Source organism: Bacillus mycoides (genome assembly GCF_000832605.1).
GTDB classification, from domain to species: Bacteria; Bacillota; Bacilli; order Bacillales; family Bacillaceae_G; genus Bacillus_A; species Bacillus_A mycoides.
Genome location: NZ_CP009691.1, coordinates 77,159 through 98,765, shown reverse-complemented (window position 1 = coordinate 98,765; position 21,607 = coordinate 77,159). Strand labels below are relative to the sequence as shown.

General features: G+C 34.1%; 16 protein-coding genes and 6 pseudogenes. 6 read left to right on the top strand and 16 right to left on the bottom strand.

Going from position 1 to position 21,607, the window contains the following annotated elements; genetic code table 11:
* Positions 1–131: 131 nt before the first annotated feature.
* From BG05_RS28885 to BG05_RS00590, 4 genes and pseudogenes are all read right to left on the bottom strand, one after another.
* Positions 132–726, bottom strand: a pseudogene (locus BG05_RS28885) (transposase); the annotation flags it as partial.
* A gap of 237 nt (positions 727–963) precedes the next feature.
* Positions 964–1,356: a GtrA family protein gene (locus tag BG05_RS00600; RefSeq protein ID WP_016127759.1), complete on the bottom strand. Its 393-nt coding sequence runs from the start codon at positions 1,354–1,356 to the stop codon at positions 964–966.
* 585 nt (positions 1,357–1,941) lie between these two features.
* Complete coding sequence (locus tag BG05_RS00595) at positions 1,942–2,181, bottom strand: hypothetical protein (protein WP_003193546.1); 240 nt, start codon at positions 2,179–2,181, stop codon at positions 1,942–1,944.
* A 590-nt stretch (positions 2,182–2,771) separates the two neighbouring features.
* A pseudogene (locus BG05_RS00590) lies at positions 2,772–3,833 on the bottom strand (serine hydrolase domain-containing protein); the annotation flags it as partial.
* A 422-nt stretch (positions 3,834–4,255) separates the two neighbouring features.
* Here BG05_RS00590 and BG05_RS00585 point away from each other — a divergent pair.
* The 3 genes and pseudogenes from BG05_RS00585 (at position 4,256) to BG05_RS00575 (ending at position 7,470) form a co-directional block, all read left to right on the top strand.
* Positions 4,256–6,046 (top strand): annotated as a pseudogene (locus BG05_RS00585) (response regulator).
* Between the two features lie 908 nt (positions 6,047–6,954).
* Positions 6,955–7,260, top strand: a complete 306-nt coding sequence (locus BG05_RS00580; protein WP_016127755.1) for a DUF6442 family protein — start codon at positions 6,955–6,957, stop codon at positions 7,258–7,260.
* Between the two features lie 3 nt (positions 7,261–7,263).
* A complete protein-coding gene (locus tag BG05_RS00575) occupies positions 7,264–7,470 on the top strand; it encodes a helix-turn-helix transcriptional regulator (RefSeq protein ID WP_000651002.1) in 207 nt (68 codons plus the stop codon).
* 179 nt (positions 7,471–7,649) lie between these two features.
* On the opposite strand, the gene BG05_RS00570 is transcribed toward BG05_RS00575, so the two are convergent.
* Positions 7,650–8,321 carry a hypothetical protein gene (locus BG05_RS00570; protein WP_016127754.1) on the bottom strand — a complete coding sequence of 224 codons (672 nt, stop codon included), beginning with the start codon at positions 8,319–8,321 and terminating at the stop codon, positions 7,650–7,652.
* A complete protein-coding gene (locus BG05_RS00565; RefSeq protein ID WP_003192805.1) occupies positions 8,308–8,643 on the bottom strand; it encodes a PadR family transcriptional regulator in 336 nt (111 codons plus the stop codon). Before BG05_RS00565 ends, BG05_RS00570 begins: the two co-directional genes overlap by 14 nt.
* Positions 8,644–8,909: 266 nt before the next feature.
* Here BG05_RS00565 and BG05_RS28880 point away from each other — a divergent pair.
* Positions 8,910–9,155, top strand: a pseudogene (locus tag BG05_RS28880) (IS4 family transposase); the annotation flags it as partial.
* Here the strand turns inward: BG05_RS28880 and BG05_RS00560 are convergent.
* From BG05_RS00560 to BG05_RS00550, 3 genes and pseudogenes are all read right to left on the bottom strand, one after another.
* Positions 9,140–9,385: pseudogene (locus BG05_RS00560) on the bottom strand (IS4 family transposase); the annotation flags it as partial. The pseudogenes BG05_RS28880 and BG05_RS00560 overlap by 16 nt on opposite strands.
* Before the next feature lie 312 nt (positions 9,386–9,697).
* On the bottom strand, positions 9,698–10,768 hold the full coding sequence (locus BG05_RS00555) for a CHAP domain-containing protein (protein WP_003192801.1): 1,071 nt from the start codon (positions 10,766–10,768) through the stop codon (positions 9,698–9,700).
* Between the two features lie 354 nt (positions 10,769–11,122).
* A complete protein-coding gene (locus tag BG05_RS00550) occupies positions 11,123–11,527 on the bottom strand; it encodes a PH domain-containing protein (RefSeq protein ID WP_000933875.1) in 405 nt (134 codons plus the stop codon).
* Positions 11,528–11,703: 176 nt separating this feature from the next.
* Here BG05_RS00550 and BG05_RS28745 point away from each other — a divergent pair, with 176 nt between their 5' ends.
* Entirely contained in the window at positions 11,704–12,567 is an 864-nt protein-coding gene (locus tag BG05_RS28745) for a 3'-5' exonuclease (protein WP_052484277.1), read from the top strand.
* A gap of 78 nt (positions 12,568–12,645) precedes the next feature.
* On the opposite strand, the gene BG05_RS00540 is transcribed toward BG05_RS28745, so the two are convergent.
* Positions 12,646–15,927, bottom strand: a complete 3,282-nt coding sequence (locus BG05_RS00540) for a VaFE repeat-containing surface-anchored protein (protein ID WP_041867957.1) — start codon at positions 15,925–15,927, stop codon at positions 12,646–12,648.
* Positions 15,928–16,427: 500 nt separating this feature from the next.
* Between BG05_RS00540 and BG05_RS00535 the strand changes: the two genes are divergently transcribed.
* Positions 16,428–16,613 carry a hypothetical protein gene (locus BG05_RS00535; protein WP_002187150.1) on the top strand — a complete coding sequence of 62 codons (186 nt, stop codon included), beginning with the start codon at positions 16,428–16,430 and terminating at the stop codon, positions 16,611–16,613.
* Between the two features lie 569 nt (positions 16,614–17,182).
* Here the strand turns inward: BG05_RS00535 and BG05_RS00530 are convergent.
* The 6 genes and pseudogenes from BG05_RS00530 to BG05_RS00505 form a co-directional block, all read right to left on the bottom strand.
* Positions 17,183–17,572: a hypothetical protein gene (locus BG05_RS00530; RefSeq protein ID WP_002187147.1), complete on the bottom strand. Its 390-nt coding sequence runs from the start codon at positions 17,570–17,572 to the stop codon at positions 17,183–17,185.
* Positions 17,573–17,849: 277 nt separating this feature from the next.
* A complete protein-coding gene (locus BG05_RS00525) occupies positions 17,850–18,785 on the bottom strand; it encodes a DUF3994 domain-containing protein (protein ID WP_002187143.1) in 936 nt (311 codons plus the stop codon).
* Between the two features lie 35 nt (positions 18,786–18,820).
* Positions 18,821–19,447, bottom strand: a complete 627-nt coding sequence (locus BG05_RS00520; protein WP_003193163.1) for a hypothetical protein — start codon at positions 19,445–19,447, stop codon at positions 18,821–18,823.
* Positions 19,448–19,897: 450 nt separating this feature from the next.
* Positions 19,898–20,560 (bottom strand): IS6 family transposase, encoded by a 663-nt coding sequence (locus BG05_RS00515; RefSeq protein WP_232294834.1) that lies wholly within the window; start codon positions 20,558–20,560, stop codon positions 19,898–19,900.
* A gap of 102 nt (positions 20,561–20,662) precedes the next feature.
* Positions 20,663–21,088 carry an SMI1/KNR4 family protein gene (locus BG05_RS00510; protein ID WP_002187136.1) on the bottom strand — a complete coding sequence of 142 codons (426 nt, stop codon included), beginning with the start codon at positions 21,086–21,088 and terminating at the stop codon, positions 20,663–20,665.
* Between the two features lie 14 nt (positions 21,089–21,102).
* Positions 21,103–21,294: pseudogene (locus BG05_RS00505) on the bottom strand (HNH endonuclease); the annotation flags it as partial.
* Between the last annotated feature and the right edge of the window lie 313 nt (positions 21,295–21,607).

Genomic DNA, 21,607 nt, shown 5'->3' with positions numbered 1-21,607 from the left:
TTAATACCTTTGATTAATTAGGGATATTTCAAAAACAAAATTGATAGTGATTGAAGAAATAAGCATTCCTTTTAAAAGCCTCATTTCATGATTCCAATAATTCTGGGTTAATTTTATTTTCCATACTGGTTTGCCTCTTTATATTGTATGTATTGAAGGTCTTTTAAATGAAAACAACATAAATCATTTGCTGTTACAGTTGGGACACACAGAGAGCCGTAAGTGCGATCATGTTTTTTACCTGAACCTGTATGAATATGTAGGAACTCTCCACTTAACAAATCATACTCAAGTGGCTTTGTTATCCCAGCTGTATGGCTGCATCCTCCTGCACCCGGATAAATGAATGCAAAGGGATCTGGAAGTTGAAATGCAGTTGAATCTAAAATACGAATACGCTTGAAAACAGAAGTATATGGAGAAGAAATCAGCATAGACGAGACCAACTTTTGGTTTAGTAGTTCAGCTAATATGTGTTGTAAAAATTGGACGGCCGCTTTATTAAATCGTTGATGCTTCCAAACAGCTAGATAACTGAGTTAAAGAAGTCGTAGCGATATTTTGGCTCACCCATACACATAAAGCGACTAAATCCTTTGCTTGATACTTACTGGTTCGTTGTACAAAACCAACATCTCTAGCAAAATCTCGTAAGATATTTGGAGATAAAAAGCTTTGAATCTCTTGAGCAAATAGTTGTAATTCATCAGATACAGAAATAGACATACAAAAACGCCATCCTTTCCTATGATTCTACAGAAAGAATAGCGCATTTTTTCATTTTAGAGGGTATTTGTATTGTTTATTTTGATTGACCCTTAAGAACACATTGTTAGTTAGTATTTTAAAAGCTGGTTTCTAAGAGACCAGTCTTCACTATTATTTCACTCCAATTCTGCAGCCATTTCATCCATTACAAGTTTCATTAGGTATAAAAATGTTGCTTCCTATGTAAATTTCTCCCTATACTATTCTTTCGATTTTCGTAACTAATATTTTTTTCGATAATAAATATGTAAAAGGTATCGCAGTCAGTGATGCTAGGAAAGGCGAAATTATTTCATTTAAACCTACTAAGTCAACTAAAATATAAATGCCGATAGTTGTAACTGCAATATTAACAGCATATGTTAATGGGAATTGTAAAAATTTCTTTAAAGTCGGTTTTGTTTTGTAAGTAAAGTACGTATTGAGAAAAAAAGAACCTATTATGCCTATTACAGTAGCAATAATATGTGCTGATAAATAATTTAACCCTATTAATTGGCTTAATAAAAGATAGAATATGTAATAATTCAGGGTATTCGTGCATCCCACTATAATAAAACGAATTACTTGTTTATTAAATACTTTCAATTTAATCTTCTCCCTATCTACAATTTAATTAGTCCTTTATAAACTCAATATACTAATACACACTGAGAAATATCCAGGGCTATAATTAAAAACAAACCTTTTAATTTCCCTTTATTTTCCTAATGCTATTATATACTAAATGGTTAAGTTAGGTACATTCCAAATTGAATTTTCCAATATATAGGGCACATTCTATAATAGGAGGCGGTTTCGTAAGATGGTTTTATAAATCATTGAGGAGTTACACACAGACAGCCAACATTTTTTTATTACAAGACAGCCTAAAAATTTCGTTCAGGGGGTTGCAATAAATCTTTAGCTTGATGGCGATGGGGTAGCACCACATCGCCATCAAGCTAATAAAAACAAATACCCCAAAACAAGAAAATTAACATCTACAGTTGAAAATCTACAATTTTTCTGTTTTAAATTCTATAAAATTTTAGCCAAATAGTGATGTGGCGATACTCCAAATTGCAAATACCTGATGAGTATAAGCATTTCTATAACTCTACTAATGCATGTTTATACCTATAATAGAAAAAGCTCTCACAATTGATGTGAGAGCCTTATAACCGAATTATACTATTTCATTCTACTTTCAATCTCATCCCTAGAATTGTACAATTCGTTAATCTGTTGGCGCTTCTTATCGTTCAAATAAGGATTGTCCTTCTCTGTTTGATTCTGCTCTGTTTGCTCCTGGTGCAATGGTTTATATGGATCGCGCTCTCCTTCTCTTATTCCGTTGTAGATGATGACACCTAAAACAACAACTATAAGCCCTAATAAGATCATGAATTCTTTTAATGTCTGCTTACTCATCTCTGTTTGCTCCGCTCCTTGTGTTAAAGTCTCTCTTGTTGTCCTTCAACTTCCCATTTACTTTCTACAGGCTGTTTACCAATTTTCCGAAATTATCACCTTTTGTCCTATTATGGTAGTTCTTTATGCTTAGACCATTTTTAAAAGCAGATATTTACTGTCTTTTATATAATGAAAATGAGGTAGAAAGATTTAGTCTTTTTTACTAACTAATAGATTTATGATATGTATTTCAAAGATCAATTTTATAATGTTATTATATTACAATAAATTAATATAATGTTGGGAAGTATTGAGTATCATAGTAAAAACGCTCGAATATAAAATTATTCAAAATAAAAAGTCTGTTTTATTAAAAACAAATGCAATCACATATGCTGTAAAAAAAGATTTATGATGTTTAAATCTTTTTTTTACTATTCATAAAGAAAAAAAGGCGTTATCCTTCTCATAAGAAAAACCGCTAGGAAAACATCCTAACGGTCCTTTTGTGTATAAATCCCATGAGGAGTGATAGATATGATCCGGCACTCGTAACCATGTATAGATCGGTATGTTTTCGTTTTCCAAGCAGGTCAAACAAATATAATTCACTGTCTGTTTAGACTTGCGTAATGGCTAAATTCCTTATTGATTATTTTATCGTGAGCTGGCGCTACTTGTGGACCTACCGAGTTGATGCACGTTACCAGAATATGCTTCCCGTCTAGAGATCCGACGGCTCTCGATTCATATCCGAAAGTACCTCCGGCATGCCCCCAGTAAGATTGCCCATCCGCTGTTTTAAATTCATAAATCCCTAGTCCGACTTTACCAAAAGGTCCATCTACTGTTGTGTGCATCTGGTCCATCATCTCTTGAGTCAGAAGCTTCCCGCCCAACAACGCACTGAAGAAGGTAGTCAAATCATTAACTGTTGAGACTATATCTCCCGCCGCATTTGCCCATGATTGATTCATTTCTGTTAAATCATACAAATGACCCGATCTGTCCATATTATATCCTGTGGCATGCTTACCCGGAATTTCGTGACTATTTCCCATCACAAATGTCCCTTTCATTCCAAGCGGTATGATAAACCGTTTCCTGATCTGCTCCGCATACGTTTCTCCTGTTACCTTTTGAATAATTTGACCGGCTAGTACAGTATTCATATTGGAATAATTCCAGCCCTTCCCTGGTGCAAATACAGGTGGCTTTGAAAGTCCAAGGTCGATAAGCTCATCGACGGAATAGTAACGGTATGGATTTTGAGGCAAAGTAATATCTCGGAAATCCAAATCTGTATAGCTAGCAAGCCCACTTGTATGATTCAATAACTGACGGATCGTAATTTTGTTGCCATCATACCCTTCACCTTTTATGACACCTGGCAGCCATTTTTCAACCGAATCATCCAGATTCAATTTTTTCTCGTCAGCCAACTGTAATACAACGGACGCTGTGAAAGTCTTTGAAATACTTCCAATCCGGAATGAAAAATTGGACTCCACCGTGTGTGGTACTTCATAACTGGCTGTACCTGTAGCGTAAGACCAGCGTTTCCCGTTCTGTAACCCGCCAGCTATGACACTTGGGACTCCTTTGATGGTTACCACCTCATCAATGACGCGTTTGACTTCATCCCGATGCTTGCTTTTCTTTTCCTTCTCTGTCTCCACTTGTACCGCGCCTTCAGTCTGTACCGGGTTTACAGACCCATAAGCAGAAAATACCAGTGTACTCGCCGATATAGCTGTTAATGCAAGTACAGCTCCTTTTTGAATCTTGAGTAATTTCATAACGTATCGCTCCTATTATTTTGGAATGTTGTGTTGCTTTACATCCTCACCTTATCCCCAAAATTGTTAAATCGGATAGTGATGAAACCGCCAAACTTTTGTTGACACTCGGGATTGGACTTGTCACATATACCATATGACAAACTGTCAAATATCTCATGTGACGTGCTTGTTACAGTAAATTCTAACTGTTTACCCTCTTTTTCGCTTGACGGATCAGAAGTTTATGGTGCATGATAGGTTTGATTTATTCAGAATTTATTTTAAAAAATACAAGTAGGTGTGCATAATCCGTGTTCTCTATAATAAAAAAATGGTTCTGGTATGATTGGATATTTGTGGCCATACGAACGCTTTGGATGGTCATTATCATAAGCGCTAGTTTTATCAAACCGTCATTAATCGATGCGTCTTTTTGGGTCTTATTTTCTTTTGCTTTCGTCGTTTATCTCGTTCCATTAATCGCCTGGTGTAGAAATGCAGATTGGTATCTTGCAGTCGACGTCATGGCAGCGGGGGGTTTTCATCTTTATTTAGCCTATACAGCACCGGAGTTACTTTGGTCTTTCGTTTTACTTGTGATGAATATCGGCTTGGCCAGCAATCGAAGAACCTATGTATGGACAGGTATCCTCTGTGGAATCATATTGCCGGCATTGAACGGTTGGATCGCTGGTCGTCTCCCGTATGAATTTATCGTTAGCAACGGTTTTGGATTCGCCATCGGCTTCACGTTTAATATATTAATTCAGTCCCATAAGCAAGCCCTAATTATTCATGAGCAAAAGCTATTGCTGGAGCAGCATATTGAGCGGATTGAGGAACTTACGCTGATGGAAGAGGGCAGCCGGCTGTCACATGAGCTGCATGACACGATTGGCCATACGCTTACCTCACTCATCGTCGGCGTCGAATCGCTGCGATCGTCCGTACCGAATTCACAGATAGAGAGGATCGATTCGCTTGTCGGAATCGCCCAACACGGTCTGGTTGATATCCGAAAACATCTGCATCAGCTCTCTCATACTCCATTGAACCATTCGTTAAGTGAATCTCTACGGCAATTTACCGAAGATTTTATGAAGTCAACAGGTATAATGGTCAAATTCCGTGTGATCGGAGCGAGACTCTCGTTATGCAAAAAATAAACTTTTGTCTATATCGTTGCCTTCAAGAGTCTCTGAACAACGCGGTTCGGCACGGTTCGGCGAGCTTGATATCCGTTCAGTTGTATTTCGAGAGTCAGCAGCTCAGGTTACAGATCGAAGATAACGGCATCGGAATGGAAGAAATCCAATTTGGATTTGAACTTAATGGGATGAAGGAACGACTTAAGCTATTTCACGGCACGGTGTCCGTGCATTCCGAGCCAGAACAAGGAACTTTCGTCATATGTAATATTCCGTTGCGGACAGAGCCTGCACATGATACAATCCGCCTGCTGCTCGTTAACGACCAGGTGATCATTACCGACAGTTTGAAGCAAATTTTGGATCAGCATACTGATTTTAACGTTTGGTACAGCCAGGGACGGTGGCGAAGCATTAGAACATTGTGAGCGGTCCCAACCGGATATCGTGCTAATGGATATTAGTATGCAGGGAATGAGCGGGATTGAAACTTTACTTGAGATGAAACAACGATGGCCTGATATGAAGGTTGTGTTCATGACAACGTTTGAGGATTCCTTGCAGGCAGCAACTGCATTGGAGCACGGGGCGGAGGGCTACATGCTGAAGTCGATTCATCCGCGAGAGATGAAGGAAGCCTTGAAACTAATTTATAACGGAGGAATCTGGATCGATCAATCGGTCGCTACGCGAATTTTCGAAGAGATGAAAAGTCAACGCGAGCAATTGGAGAAGATCGGTTCAAGTCAGGAAAACTTCCCTTACGGGCTTACGAAACGTGAAATGGAGATTCTGGAGCATCTGTCAGGTGGACTGCGTTATAAGTCGATCGCCGCCAAATTATTTTTATCGGAGGGAACGATCCGCAATTATTGCTCGACTCTCTACTCGAAGCTCAGCGTCAACAACCGCGAAGAAGCAATAAAAAGGGCCCGAAAGGAAAATATTGTGTAGATGGTACTCAAGACAAAAGGTCCTTGGGAATAATAAATAGCCGAACTGGCAATTAAAAAATGACTTATCTATTGATAAGTCATTTTTATATCTCAATTACTAACAATATAATTTAACAAAGCCAAAAAAGAAAAAATCCGATTCCAAAACTTATTGGAAATAAAAGTAAGTCTACGACCTATTTTTACACGTATCTCGGCTATACCCCATCGCCATCAAGTAAAAAAATTAATTATCCCCCTAAACGAAAAAAATGAGCTGAATTCACATAAATAACTGTAGAGAGATAAAAATTTCGTTCTGGGTGTGCAGTGATAATAAAGCTGTTTAATTTACAATAAAGTCGTTTAAAAATAAATAAAGTTGCTTAAATAGATGGATGGGGTGAAATTCGATTTTTTACCCATGTTTATCACTCCGTTAATTAAAATGTATAATAGATGTTTTACTAGAAAAGAGAAAATAAAAACGAGTATAATCCTTCTTTTTAGTCAAATACATCCCTCATCTTATTTCCTAATAACACCAATATATAATATATAGAAAGGACTGAATACAATATCAACATTTCGAAATGAAGCAAAAATCCTACTTCATGAAGAAGGAACGATCCTTTTTCACACACTCCAGAAAAAACGTCATCCTTTCTGTATATTTTTACAAAAAGAATAACGTTTTTTACATTTGAGGATAGTCATATTTCTTAAGTTGATGGGTTTGGGGTAGCACCACATCGCTATCAAGCTAAGATTCTTAATTACCCCCAGAATGAAAATTTTATATTTATACAAATTGTATTACTATGCACCTTGAAGACAAGTTTTATTATCATTATGACAAGTTAACTTGTCATAATGATAATAAAACTGTACAATAAAAATATAATTAATAAGGGGTGGTTACTAATGATGCAAAAAGAGGAGATATTAAGAAAATACAAAAAAATGGGGAGAGATGAACGTAAAGAACTTATAGAATTAGATTCATCTAGTTACGGTTTAATGGCTGTGCTTGTTTTAGTCCTATTTTTTAGTTCTTGGAAATTGATGCATGGTATTAAAAGTTACGAATTAATTTCAATTTTTTCTGGTTATATAGCTAGTACAAGCTTTTATAAGTTTAAAAAATTGAAAGCACAAAAATTTCTTATTGCAAGCATTTTAGCAATAATGAGTACAATTGCAAGTGCCATAGCTTTCTTTCTGGAGGGATGATAATTGAAAGATGAATTAGTACTGCAAAATCGTTTGAAAGTAGCAAGAGCTGAGAAAAAAATATCACAGGGAGAATTAGCTGAAATGGTAGGAGTATCTAGGCAAACAATTAGTTCTATTGAAACAGGACAATTTTGTCCAACTGCAAAGTTAGCATTAGTACTTTGTATAGCACTAGATAAAAAATTTGAAGAATTATTTTATTTTTGATTAATTGGTGTACTGGGAGTCAAAACAAATCCCTATCAATCTAATTTTTTATTATCCATAAAGCAAAAAATACGCCATCCTTTCCTATGAGCCTACCAAAAGAATAGCGTATTTTTTCATTTTAAGAAAATTTAATTTTGTTAGCTTAATAGCGATATATACGCTTTTTAAATAAGTTATTAGAATCTTGATGATTTAAATAAAAATTTATATAAAATATAGAAAAATAGAGCTATCAAGGCACCTTGCCATAAACTTAAGTTATAAGAAAGATAAGGGTATTTTTTAAAATACATATGTAATAATACTGATATTCCAAATGGAATAGAAATTGATAATACAAATATAATTCGGCTCTTCCAATTCATTATGAATTTAAACGAGAATCCTTTCATTACATATAAAATAATATAAAGACCTCCAATAAGAATTATGACAGATAATGTGGTTTCCAGAATATCAAATGACACAACTTCAGTTAGATATTTTTTTGAAAAAAACGAAGTTATTACAGCGGATATCGTATCTATTCCAAATCGAATAGCAAGTAGTAAACTAATAATAAAACCAATTGTTGAAAATTTTTCAAACATTGTTTGTTGAGGTAGGGCGGCAATTAATTCGTCACAATACGCTGGAAGATCCTCCCCAAATACATCATAAGCATTTTTTCCTTCTTTTTGAGATTCAAGAAGGTGGTCCAAAATCTCCAATAATAGTTCTTCTGATTGCCTTTCAGGAACATTTGAACAGCGAATATACACTAACATATTTCCATAAGCTAGTTCATTTTCTTCTGTTAGTAGCTCTCTTTTTTCATTATTCATTTTAGCCATTTCATCTGGTTTCATTTTGTTTTTCCCCTCCTAGTAACCGATTTACAGTTGTTGATACCATATCCCAACTTTCCTTAAATACCCCTAATTGTTCTAATCCCTTCTTTGTTAAATGATAATACTTACGTTTAGGTCCTAGATTAGAGGTTTTCAAAGTTCCTTCGATTAACTTTTCTTTTTGCATACGCAATAAAAGTGGATAAATACTGCCCTCACTTACAAACGTAAAGCCATATTGATTCAATTTGGTACTTAGTTCATAACCGTATACTTCTTCTTGTGAGATGATATATAAAATACAGCCTTCTAATACACCTTTTAGCATTTGGCTATGCATCGATTCATCTCCTTTCAGTAGATTGCTATGCAAGTTAGTATGTAGTTAGAGTGTAACACCAGGTAACTTGCTTTGCAAGTCACCTGTTAGTCTTTATTAAAAGACTAAAAAAATCCCTAACAATTCTTTTGGATATTGTTAGGGATTTTTTCTATTTATGTTTTGTATTACTCCACGTTGTCAGCAAATTAAAAATTGCATGGTTTTCTAAAATAAAAAAATACGCTATTCTTTCTATAGAATCATAGGAAAGGATGGCGTTTTTTATGTCTGTTTCTGTGTCTGACGAATTACAACTATTTGCTCAAGAGATTCAAAGTTTTTTATCTCCAAATACCTTACGGGATCTTGCTAGAGATGTTGGTTTTGTACAAAGAACCAGTAAGTACCAAGCAAAAGATTTAGTCGCTTTATGTGTATGGGTGAGCCAAAATGTAGCTATGACTTCTTTAACTCAGTTATCTAGCTGTTTAGAAACATCAACAGCAGTACTCATCAGTCCTTCTGAGCTCATAAGTACCCCAGTGAAAGCTTCTAACTGACTGCACAATTGTGTAAGTGATGTGCTAGCAATCTCTTGACTGAGCCATACGCAAAGGGCAATGAGTTCGTTTGCTTGATACTTACTAGATCGCTGTACAAAGCCAACTTGTTTGGCGATATCTTGTAGGACTACTGGAGATAAAAAGTATTGTAGCTCTTGTGCGAAAAGATTCAGTTCATTTGAAATAATAGGATTCATTAAAAACACCATCCTTTCTCATAAACTACTTACACTAAGCATAGCGTTTTTTCATTTTGAGGGTATAATTTTAACTTCGCTTGATAGGCGGTAGCTTCAGGAAAATGCGGATTTACAACGTTAAGCAATAAATACTACCATCTTTTTGACATAAGGCCCACGCTAAGCTATTTTTTAGAGGTTAAAAACCCTGATTTTTGTTTTTGAATATTTTTTTAAAAAATAATGCAATATTCTTCTAACGCTCATTAGTTTAACAAGAAGGGAGAAATATCAAACTTAAATATTAATTAAACTGTTGGTACATAGTATTTAAATGATAGGATTATAGTCACCATCGAAATGAAATTCGTATTTATTGTCGATTCGAATATAGCCTAGAATGTTGCGTTCCCTACACCTACAAAAAACGCTTGAATAGTTCTCATTATCTTTGTTCCCTTCTGCGACAAGAATTTCTTGGTCTTCGCAGTCAAGGACAATTCCAATATGGTCGTGAGAATTATTTGATAAAAGTTTTTCATAAATAACTATATCTCCGCGTTGTGGTCTAAAGTTCTGGTCATCATAATAAAAAAATCCAGTTTCGGGTAGTTGAGCCCACTCAAATATAGCACCTACACCAGCTAGTCGATAATTACCGTTTGGATAACGTATCGGCAGCAAAATTCCTGCCTGCATACAGCAATGGTATACGAATGCTGCACACCAATTCCCTTGGAGTACTTTATATTTATCGGGATCAGGCCAATAATGGCAAATTTCCGTATACAGTTTATCTTCTGGAATTCCAATAATGTTTTGACTTGCTAGTTCTTCTGAAATATCGGCCAACAAGCTTCGTTTATCTTTTCCGTTTTTGGTAATCTTTTCATTATGATTGGTTGGAACTACTTCTTCAAATTGATCCTTTGGAATGGATAATTCGCCAAATACATTATGAAATCTTTGAACATCCATATGGGATACGGTGTGATCCAAGTTCTGAAAGAAATTATTGAGCATAATAGCATCTTTGATTAATTCATCGTATGGACCGTGGACTTTCCCACGCTGATTCTGGTAGAATATTGCCCGAAGAATGGTAAGTTGTTCATCCTTAGAAAAAATATTTAAATCTCTTATGATAGGTCTAACGGTTTCAGCACTATTAATACCGGGAAAATAACTAATACCAGTTTTATAGAAATAATAGTTGTGAAGCAAACCTGTGATAGCCGCAATCTCTGTCTCTAATCCTCGCTTCATTGCAAGCATCGAAGCGAAAGATGATACTCCATTAAGTTGAGCATAAGCTTCTTGTCTGTTAACTAAGCTGTCCAAATCAAGTATTTCATTAACAAGTACACGAATACTTTCAAGCCTGTTTCTTGAACTATTCACAGATTATCCCACTTCCTATTCCACTTTATTCTCTTGACCAAACTTGACCTTTGGTTTAGGTACAATTTTTTACAATCTCACATTAATTTTAGCATAATATCCATTTTTGTTTTGCCTAATAGGGATAGAGTCACATCGCTATCAAGCTAAGAAAATACAACTACCCCAGAACGAGATTTTGTGCTAATTTGTAATAAAAAAGCTCATTTTTTCGTTTTGGGGCTGATTTGTTTTCTTAAGTTGATGGGCATGCGGCAGGACCCCCCCTATAAAAGAAACAAAAAATCCATTCTAATAAGTCTTTTATCAAGATCTTAATCGAAATGGATTTTTTAATTTTATAGAGACTGGTTTTTAACTATACATCTCTTGCAGTTTCACTAAGTTTTTTTTATGATTTGATAATCCAATTGTAAAACTATTTGGATTCATAACGATATCTCCTTTGTTATCTTTTAATGTAACAATAACTTTAGACTTTATTAGCCCTCTTTTTACTTTAATACCCTCTACATCTTCAATATCAATTATTATCTTATTGCCATTAAACTTACCAGTTAACGGATTCAATTCAAGCATCATTATCCTCTTATTAGTAAAGCAAATCACTTGATGTTGATTTTCTAAAAATGCACCAGGACCAAATTTAATATATTCTGATGTTGCTGCCATTTTCATAGTGTAAAAATAATAAAAATACGACTCATCTTCATATGCTACCTCATTAAATAGTTCATCTAATACATTATTGTTTAACATTTTTATTCCCCCGATATACTAATAATCCCTTACCATTTACCCTTTTTCTTCCTATCCGCCATTTAATTTTACCATAAATTAGAATTAGGTTAGAATTTAGATAAGGTTAATAATAAATCAAAAAATTTCCCACATATTTATTTCCATAGCTAATTTAACCATTGGGGTGAAGATAAATGATAAGTTATAAAAATTGGAGTGAGGTCCCCTTAGAACTCGCAAGCAAAACTAAACTAAGTAAAGAAGGTTTAAAGCCCTTAGAGGCTCCTGTGGCTAAGGTTTATCAGAGATCAAACAATAGATATATAGAACTATATGAACGCTCAAAACCAGAAAAAAAAAGGCAATTATCTGATAAGCAAAAACTAGCACTATCAAATGGTAGAAAACTAGGTATAGAGCAACGGACTTGTAAACAGTGTGGCCATGTCGTTAAAAGTAAATCTAAACTACGTCTAAGTCTCTGCCCTAGCTGTTACGAACACCAAGTAATTATGAATCAATTAAAAGAAACAAAATTAAAAATCAAAACATTTATCAACAAAATGTTTATAAACATAGATCAGTTTGTTATTTTAGATACCGAAACAACTGGACTTACTCTAAGAGATCAAATTATTGATATAAGCGTAATTAATTTATCAGGAAAAATCCTATTAAACTCTTTAGTTAAGCCAACTATAAATATTCCAGCTGAAGCAGCCTCCATTCACGGTATTACAAATGAAATGGTTCACGGTGCACCATCGTGGACAGCGATATACAAAGAGTTACGTGAAGTTACCGTAGGAAAAACTTTACTTATCTATAACGCTGAATTTGATTTAGGTATGATAGAAAACACCTGTATTGCTAACAATGTAGAATTTAATAATTTTAAATCCACATGTGTTATGAAAATGTATGCCGATTATGTAGATTCAAAGAGGTGGATTTCATTAAGTGATGCAACGGAATTAACGATTAAACATCGAGCAGCAGCTGACTGTTTTGCTGCCCTGGAATTATTACAACAACTCAAAAATAATCAAATAGATTAAAATACTGTAAATAGAACTAAATTACTAACATAAAAATAAGCACATCCTGTAAAAACAGATGTGCTTATTTTTTAATTTTTATGCGTTTTTACGTTTTAAGAAAATAACTCCACCAACAATTAACAGTAATGCGCCTGCAGCCATAGAGATCCAACTTGTAAGATCAGCACCTGTTTGCGGTAACCATCCAATTTTAGATTGAACTTCTTTCTTAGGTTGTGGTTGTTCTTTTACTTGCTCTTTTGGTTGTTCTGAGGTTGGAGTATTTTTATCTTGATGCGGCTGTTCTGGTTTTGGTTGCTCCGGTTTTACTTCTTTAAATTTCACCGTTTGACCCTTATCTTCGATGTCAACGTGTATAGCTACCAAGACATTATCTTGATACAATTCTTCAAACACTACCACTTCTTTACCTTGTAATGCAGAAGCATTAAATGTGAAATCGAGTGTGATAGAACCATTTTTCTCTTTTGCAGTAAACTTAGATTCTACTGTTACTTCTTTACCATCAACTAATAATGGTTTTTTTGTTGCTTTATCCATTAGTTTGCCTTTTACAACGTACTCTTTACCCACAATTAAGTCTTTGTATTCCACTTTATCTTGGATTGTTACAGATTTAGAAGCGTCTAACTCTTTAGAACCATCAGCTTTGTTTGTAGCTGTCGTTTTAATAGAAGGTTCTACAAATCGAACTGTTTGACCTACATCGTTAATGTCAGCATGTGTTGCAATTACTTGACCTTCATGTAATAAGTCTTCAAACACGACTACTTCTCTTCCTTGCTGTTCAGCACCAACGAAAGAAAAGTCTAATGTTACAAAACCATTCTTTTCTTTTGCAGTGAATTTAGTCTCAGCTGTTACTTCTTTACCATCAATTAATAATGGTTCGTTAATAGCTTTGTTCATTAATTTTCCTTTTACAGTGTACTCTTTACCAACAACTAAGTTAGTGTACTCCACTTTATCCTGGATAGTGATAGAATCCTTTGAATGAATCTCTTTTCCACCATCAGCTTTGTTTGTAGCAGTTGTTTTTACTAATGGCTTAACGAACTTAACTGTTTGACTTTTATCATTGATATCAGCATGTGTAGTAACAACTTTTCCGTCTTTCAGTAACTCTTCGAATACTACTACTTCTTTTTCTTCTAAACCAGTTGCATCAAAAGTGAAATCTAATGTAATAGAACCAGTTGCTTCTTTTGGTGTAAACTTAGTTTCAGCAGTTACTTCTTTACCATTTACAACTAATGGTTTATTAGTCTTTTTATCCATTAATTTACCTTTTAAAGTGTACTCTTTACCTACTTGTAGGTCTTTGTATTCCACTTTATCTTGGATTGTTACAGACTTAGAAATGTGCATTTCTTTTGTACCATCTTTTTTATCAGTTGCTGTTGTTTTAATCAAAGGAATCTTCTCATCTTTAACGATATGTTTAATAATTTGACCATTCTCTTTGATTTCAAAAGAAAACGTCTCTTCATTTAAGATATAACCTTTTGGTGCAACTGTTTCTTTATATGTGTATTTTCCAAATGGTAGCTTTTCAAATTTAGCGATACCTTTATCATCTGTTTTACCTTTTACTACTTCTTTTCCTGCTTCGTTATAAATCGTAAACTCTGCATTTGGAAGCTTATTGTTTCCATCCGTAACATCTACCTTTGTAATTTCCAGATCACCTTTGATAAGATGATTAACTGCTAATAGCTCAATAATTTTTCCATGTTCCTTTATTTCGAACACAATTGGTTCTGTAACAAGAACGTAACCGTTTGGAGAAGTCTTTTCTACAAATGAATACTTACCATACGCTAGATCTTTAACGTTAATTTCGCCATTTTTATCTGTCTTATATTCGCCAATTACTTTTCCACTTGCATCTTTTAACTCGAATACTGCACCTTCTAATTTTTTACTAATATCTTCGTTATCTACTTTTAGTAGTTTTACACTACCTTTTACTTCGGTGTTTTCTACTGTAAAAGTCAGTGTTTTATTGTGCTCTTTAATTTCAAAAGGATACTTTGTTTTATTTCCAATATATCCATTTGGTGTTTTTGTCTCTAAGAAATAATACTTACCAAATGTAAGGCCTTCAACATTTGCAATTCCATTTTCTTTTGTTACTGCCTTTTTCACTTCTTTTCCATCTTCAGTAAAAACAGTGAATTCAACATTAGGTAGCACTTTACCTGAATCACTAAGTTTTTTTATTTCCATGTTCCCTTTTGCCTTGTTGTTTACTATTTGAACAGCCCCAGTTTCTCCAGTCTTAACCTCAATGGTTTGTGGTTTATCACCTAAAACATAGCCTGTTGGCGCTTTTATTTCTTTTACAGTATAAGTACCAATTGGTAGGTTATTTAATTCTGCAGTACCATCAGCACCAGTCGTGATTTTTCCAACTGATTCATTATTCGCATTAAAAACCTCGAATACCGCACCAGCTAATACTTCTCCACTTTCTCCAACTTTTTTAATTTTTAAAGAACCAGCAGCTTCCCAATTTACTGCAAGGTCACTACTAAGCTTTTCTTCATTTCTTTCTAATAGTACTGTAGCATTCTGAACAGTATCCGTACCGCGGTAAGCAATTGCTTGAACTTTTGTTAAGTTTGCAGCAACACTTAGATTAAATTCACCTGTTTTTGTATTTTTAGGGATTTGGATACGGAATTTCTCTCCAACTGAAAGCTGATCTTTCACTTCACCATTTTCACTAACAATTTTTATTCCATTAGGTGCATTTTTCGCTACTACTTTATAAGAACCACTCTTAGCATTTGTTTGTACTGTATATAGATTTGTTTCGAAGAACTCACCTTTTAATTCTGCTTTTTGTTTTTCAGCTGGGATAACATTCATATAAATATCTTGCGTATCCCCACTATTATTAGCAGCATTGATAATTGCCTTAGCCGCTTTTTCAACATTTTTATTCGCATGTTTCAGTTCATTTACATCAAGTTGACCTAATGCATTCCAAACTGCAAGCTGAGTCGCGTAGTGTGCCTCATTCTGATTAGCTACTCCCAACTGCTGAACACTTTTTTGTGGGAAACCGTTTAATAGGACCCTATATACTACATTATCTGTTTTCCCCATTTCAGGAAGATCTTCACCATTTGGTGATTTTAGTCCAAGAGTTAAGCAATAAGCAATTTGACCGCTTGAATTTTTAATAATTTCAGTTCGAATGTGCTTACCTAGACTGTTACTATAACTCCAATCCATTGAATATTTCTCATGCGTCATAACCTCTGCACTAGCCCTTGGTAAAAACACATTAAGGAATAATGCCAGTACTGATAATAATGTAAAAACTCTTAAAATAACTCTTTTCCCCAATCTTGAAACCTCCCTAAAATAAATTAACCTGAGTATTTATCGAAATATTTAAATCATTCACGATCAACCCAATTATCATTATAAAACAAAAAATTACAAATATTAAACACTTTTGTCAAAATCATCAAAAAAATTACACATTTTGATATTTCTCAAGCTTTTTAGCACATTAACTATATACAGATTCCCAAAAAAGGACTTAATTAACAAAACTAATATGTATGTTAAGTATGTAAATACCCAGTTCTTTTTGCTCAAGTTATTAACCTTTTATCCAATGCATAGGTTCCTATCTAAATAGATTTTTTTGAATACGTTATGCAGTTTTCTAGGGACTATTTTTTGGTCCTTTCGTTTTTTACCATCTTCAAGTCCTGCAAAATCATAAGCTTTGCTATGTATCTTTAACAATCACCCAAATACGTATGGACAATTATCTAAAAATATACAGATAAATATAATATCGAGAACAATAGGATTAAGATAAGGAGTGACTGTCTTTGTATCGTCAAACATTTGAAGAATGTGTATGGGATTGCATTATGAAAGGTGGACATAGGTTTGAATGTGAAGATATATGTCGTATGAATCCATCTAGTGCTAATTTTCACGGGTACAACCCTCACTCAATACCAACAACATCTGCACCTATATCATCTTATGGTACACCTTGGGCTTACGGGTAAAACTCCTACTCACAGCCAACAATTTATTCTTCCATTTTCCCAATAGATCCAGAGTGCTACGCCCAGTGCATAAGGAATGGTCATAGTACCTTGTTCTGTCAAAATGCTTGCAGAGAGAATCCACGGTAAAAATATTTTAATTCAATAAATAAGTAAAAAACTATCTTATCAAAGATGTTTTTTTATTTTCACACACAAGATTGTTACGAATTTAGGGCCTATTTTTTACAAATAAAAAAGATGACTCATTTCTGAGCCATCTTGAATAAATAATTCGCTATATTCTTAACTGTTTCCGCAGAATGTTCGTTTACAACAATAACTTTAATTCCCCAAAATTCCTTCATTCCGACTTTCCTCTCAACCTTTTTAATACTCTTTTATTGAAAAGAAATTGAACGAAACAAATATCGTTCCTTGTCACTTCTGCAATAGATGATGCAGTTAACAAAAGCAAGGGTATCCTCTATTTCCAAGTATTTTTGAAAACCTAAGGAAAATACGGCCCCTATTATTATATGAATTTAATCTCTTTTTTCTCCACTCTTTACTTTTATTACGTTACGTTCTTAACAATTCGCAAATACATAGTATCCTTTTTCCCAGCGTTCTTTTAACCACCGCAATTTAAATTCCATGTTTGGTTCATAGGTAACAGCTACTTCCATCAGTTTATATTCCTCTAGAATTTCCAAACATCTATTTGGGCTCGGAAGCGTGCGTATAAACTTAATATCCTCATTCTCCAAAAAACCCCATACAATTCCCTTAAAATTAATTGGGAGTAGTTCCAATATCGTATCTCTACTTAATCCCGATGATTCTAAAAAATCTTGAAGATACGATAAGGATAAATATGTCCATGAAGTACTTTGATACTCCTCTCCCAAATTTAAATTCTTATCGCTATTAGTACCACTACATTCAGTATGTCTTATCGCTTCTATTCCCCATTTCATCTTTTTCCCTCACAATCATTATTCCCAGAATCGACTAATAAGTATTTTTACTAATTTATACCAGTTACCTTTAAACATCATAATGGACTTCTCTATTCCTTCTTTTCACATAAGGAATATATAGGTAGCATGAACAAATCATATTTATTATCATCGTAGAAAAACTATAAAACACATTGATTCCTAAAACATCACAGAATAATAAAGCAACCATGCTTAAAAGCTAACGTAATTAGTTTCTTTGCTTTCATATTCATATGCTCCTTTGATTGTATGATTATTTGCGTCTTTCAGCTGTTATTGTATTGCCTTTACTGTCAGTCATTTTTAGAGAACCTGCTCGTAAGAATTCAAGTTTATACTCTACAAATGCATTTGTATTCTTTGCATCTATCTTCTTACCGTCTTTTACAAACTCAGTAGGTAACAATGTGACTTGTTTCTTGTCTGCATCGAAAAGCCATGTTCCTGTCATGTGATTGTCTTCATAAGAAGATTTACCTGTATCATCATAAGCAGTAAATGAATTATCTTCACGGAAGTCTAACCCTTTATGGAATTCAGAACCTTTGTAACTACCCCACTCACCTAGTAACTCCTTACCGTCTTTTGATACTTGTACACTGTCATCATCAGAATTAGAAGTTGAAGGCTTATCGAACTGTACTCCTGTTTTCTTACCAATAGCGTTTGCTTGGTCTAATTGAGCGTCTTGAAGTGGTGCATAGCCTTTTTGCCAATACTCATTACCTTCTTTAATTAAGTCCATTGACTTTTGAGACCTATTTCGGTCTTCATCTGTAACTTTTCCTTTGCCTTTTATAATTTCAACTTGTAATGCATAGGCTTTACTGTAACAATCTACAGCTTTTAAGATTTCTTTATGTGAGTCTTCAAACTCTTTTGGCGGTTCTATTTTCTTAAACTTATCAATACTTTTCTGTACCTCAGACTCTTCTTTCACTATCTCTTTTACTAAAGACTTTTCATCTTTGTCTTTATCCATTGCTAACTCAGTTATAACCGTAATTTTCTGTACTAACTCAGAAGATAAATTCGTCATACGTGTTGGGTACTTTTCTTTTGACAACTTCTCCTTCGTCTCTTCTTTAGACTCTACTTTCTCTTTCGGCTTTGCTTCTGTTTTATCAGTTCCACAACCTACTAACAACATGAACGGTACTGCTAATGTTACTAGTTTCTTCGCTCTCATACATCATACCCCTTATTCTGAATGAATTTTAATTATTAGTTTGTTTTACTTGCAATACTCTTTGTTGCTTCTTCGAATAACTTTGCACCTTGATGTGACTTTGTAATTGATTCTTTCAGTTTACTTTCACTCTCTTCACCTACTGCATCTGAAAGGAGTTGGAATGCATCATAGTATAAGTCCATTGATTCTTTTATCTTGTCATGCTCTGCTTTCAGTTCATTTGGTGGTTCAAGATACTTTATTTTTCTTACATATGCTTGTGACCCACCTGTTACAAGTTGTATTTCACTCTTCTTTAAGCTTACTGATTTAATCTCTGATTTTGCTGAGTCCTCAATCAATCGTAGTGTTTCGTCTATTTTATTTGCATTGTCTAAAATATCTTGCTTGTATTTGTCAACTTCTGAACCAGTTACCTTACTAGAAGAGTTGGAAGAACTAGTAGAGTTAGAAGTACTTGACTTACTTGTCTCCTTATCTTCACCTTTCGCTACAGATAAGCTATCCTCTTTCTTGCTATCAGTTGACTTACTCTCTTTTTCTATCTTTTGCGTTTCTTCTTTCTTTGGTTCAGCTTTCTTACCATCAGTTTCAATTGTAATACAACCACTCAATAACATAACTGGTAACGCTAAACTTACTAATTTCTTTGCTTTCATGATTCCTAATACCCCTTTATTTGTAAAATTTAGTGCAAACAAGTTAATATACTTAACTAAGAAATTTTCCCCGAATAATTTCTTAGAAACTACTATCCATAGATTACCTGTATATTCATAATCTTTCTATATATATCATTTTACAAAGAATTACAAATATGGTCAAAGGTATTTATGTAGTCTTTAAAGGTAAATTTATTAAATGAAAAGAAAAGTTTTATTTTTAAACCTTTTCTAATACGATCAATTGTTCATTTTCTAACGAACAAATTACAAACGAAGGTTGAGTCGTGAACATCGATTCATCGTTATTACAACAAAACAAAGGTGAAGAGGCGGATCAATAATGAAGAAAATTAACCTACTTATTGCCGGGGTGCTAACTTTGGTTCTGGTGCAAATAAAGGATACATTCCAAAAAACAATGAGGATTCCTACCGGAATCGTTCTTTACGCTGTTAATCCAAATAATTGATGAATGAATTGTTTTTGATTTTGAACAGACTGATCCCGTAAATCAATCTGTTCTTTTTTTATCATATGCATGGCTTCTACTCCTGCAAGAATAAATGTAGCTGTGCGAAAAGATTTAAGTCCTAACATAGAGCGTATACGTTTTTTAATGAAACGATGGTCTTGCTCTACGATGTTATTTAGATATTTTATCTGCCTGATTTGAATGCCTAACGGCATTTTTTTCTCTTTCTTCAGCCCGCTGATAGCAATGGGATAGGCGGGATTTTTATCAACTGTGATTGCACGAGGTTTTGAAACATGAAAAGACCGCAAAGCCTTCTTGAAGAATCGCTTTGCAGCCTTATGGTTTCTAGATTTACTGAGATAAAAATCAATCGTGTTCCCTTGAGAATCAACGGCACGATATAGGTACATCCATTGTCCTTTTACTTTTATGTACGTTTCATCTACTCTCCAGGAGTCATTCGTTTGTTTGAGATGACGTCGAATTCGCTTATCTAACTCCGGCCCATATTGATGGACCCACCGCATAATCGTTGTATGAGCCAAGGATAGTCCTCTTTCCTCCATCATTTCTACCAAATCACGAAAACTAAGATTGTACCGTAGGTACCAACGTACAGTTAATAGAATAATATCTGGCTGATAGTGCTTCTATTTAAACAAAGTTTCCTTTTTCATACTGATCACACACCCTTTTGTAGAGTAATAGTATCAGTATGTCCAAGATTTACAGATTCATTGCACAAGTGTTATACTTTTTGCACCAGAACCATATATTGCTTCCTCTATGTCTTCTTCCTCATGATCCCAGAATACGATTGTTGGTGAATCAGTGTTGTTTCGATAATCAAAGCATAGAAGATTGCCGAATGGATCTCTAGCAAAAGGATATATTTTGTCAGGTAATCTATCTTTCGTATTATTATATGTTTCTAGAAATGAATATTTTCTATCAGAATCTAAGGTTAAAAGATTATTAAGTGAATTTTCATCTTGATTTGGAATATTAAATGTATCTGGCGTTGGATATCCACCATCATATTCTTGTACACACTCAAGAAAATCATTAGGAAATTTAATATTTAAGTATTGTTCTAATTGTTTAATTTGGTCATCTGTTACTCTTTTTTCATTTATATTAATCCATGTAATGTGACTCATGGCTAAGTACCTCCCTATTTATCGCTATCTTTTCCCCAAATTTTATATCCACCTGTATGACCAGTATCATGATGAGTCTGATAATCTACAAGTTGCATCCTTCCAGTGTCTTGATGATGATGCCATGTATAATGCTCTGGAGTTTTTCCTATTTTAAATAATTGAATTTCTTCATCCGTAAATTTTAAAGCCAATTCAGTCTTTTCATAATCTATTAGTTTAGGATTTTGAAATATTTTAGTTTACTATAATCTAAATATGTATACTATATTTCTTGTTTTTTCATAATTTATTATAGTTTGATATGCTGATTTTTATTATGTAAATTTCAAATAAAGCTTGTATGCTTTTTGATGTATTCCGCGATATATGTCTGCCCGAACTCTCTAGCATTCTCATAGGCCTACCAAGTTCCAAATGAAGTCTTTGTATTTATAATCCTGGGATCCTTACCTCTCATTTCTTTCTTTACACTTTTTTCAACTTAAATAAAACGCTCTTAAAATTATCTGTTATCTT

Coding starts and splice junctions, on each gene's coding strand:
- BG05_RS00520 (WP_003193163.1), bottom strand. CDS start 19,447: ATGAAAGCAAAGAAATTAGTAAGTTTAGCGTTACCAGTTATGTTATTG.
- BG05_RS00530 (WP_002187147.1), bottom strand. CDS start 17,572: ATGAAATGGGGAATAGAAGCGATAAGACATACTGAATGTAGTGGTACT.
- BG05_RS00565 (WP_003192805.1), bottom strand. CDS start 8,643: ATGCATAGCCAAATGCTAAAAGGTGTATTAGAAGGCTGTATTTTATAT.
- BG05_RS00595 (WP_003193546.1), bottom strand. CDS start 2,181: ATGAGTAAGCAGACATTAAAAGAATTCATGATCTTATTAGGGCTTATA.
- BG05_RS00580 (WP_016127755.1), top strand. CDS start 6,955: ATGCAAAAAGAGGAGATATTAAGAAAATACAAAAAAATGGGGAGAGAT.
- BG05_RS00550 (WP_000933875.1), bottom strand. CDS start 11,527: ATGTTAAACAATAATGTATTAGATGAACTATTTAATGAGGTAGCATAT.
- BG05_RS00570 (WP_016127754.1), bottom strand. CDS start 8,321: ATGAAACCAGATGAAATGGCTAAAATGAATAATGAAAAAAGAGAGCTA.
- BG05_RS28745 (WP_052484277.1), top strand. CDS start 11,704: ATGATAAGTTATAAAAATTGGAGTGAGGTCCCCTTAGAACTCGCAAGC.
- BG05_RS00525 (WP_002187143.1), bottom strand. CDS start 18,785: ATGAGAGCGAAGAAACTAGTAACATTAGCAGTACCGTTCATGTTGTTA.
- BG05_RS00510 (WP_002187136.1), bottom strand. CDS start 21,088: ATGAGTCACATTACATGGATTAATATAAATGAAAAAAGAGTAACAGAT.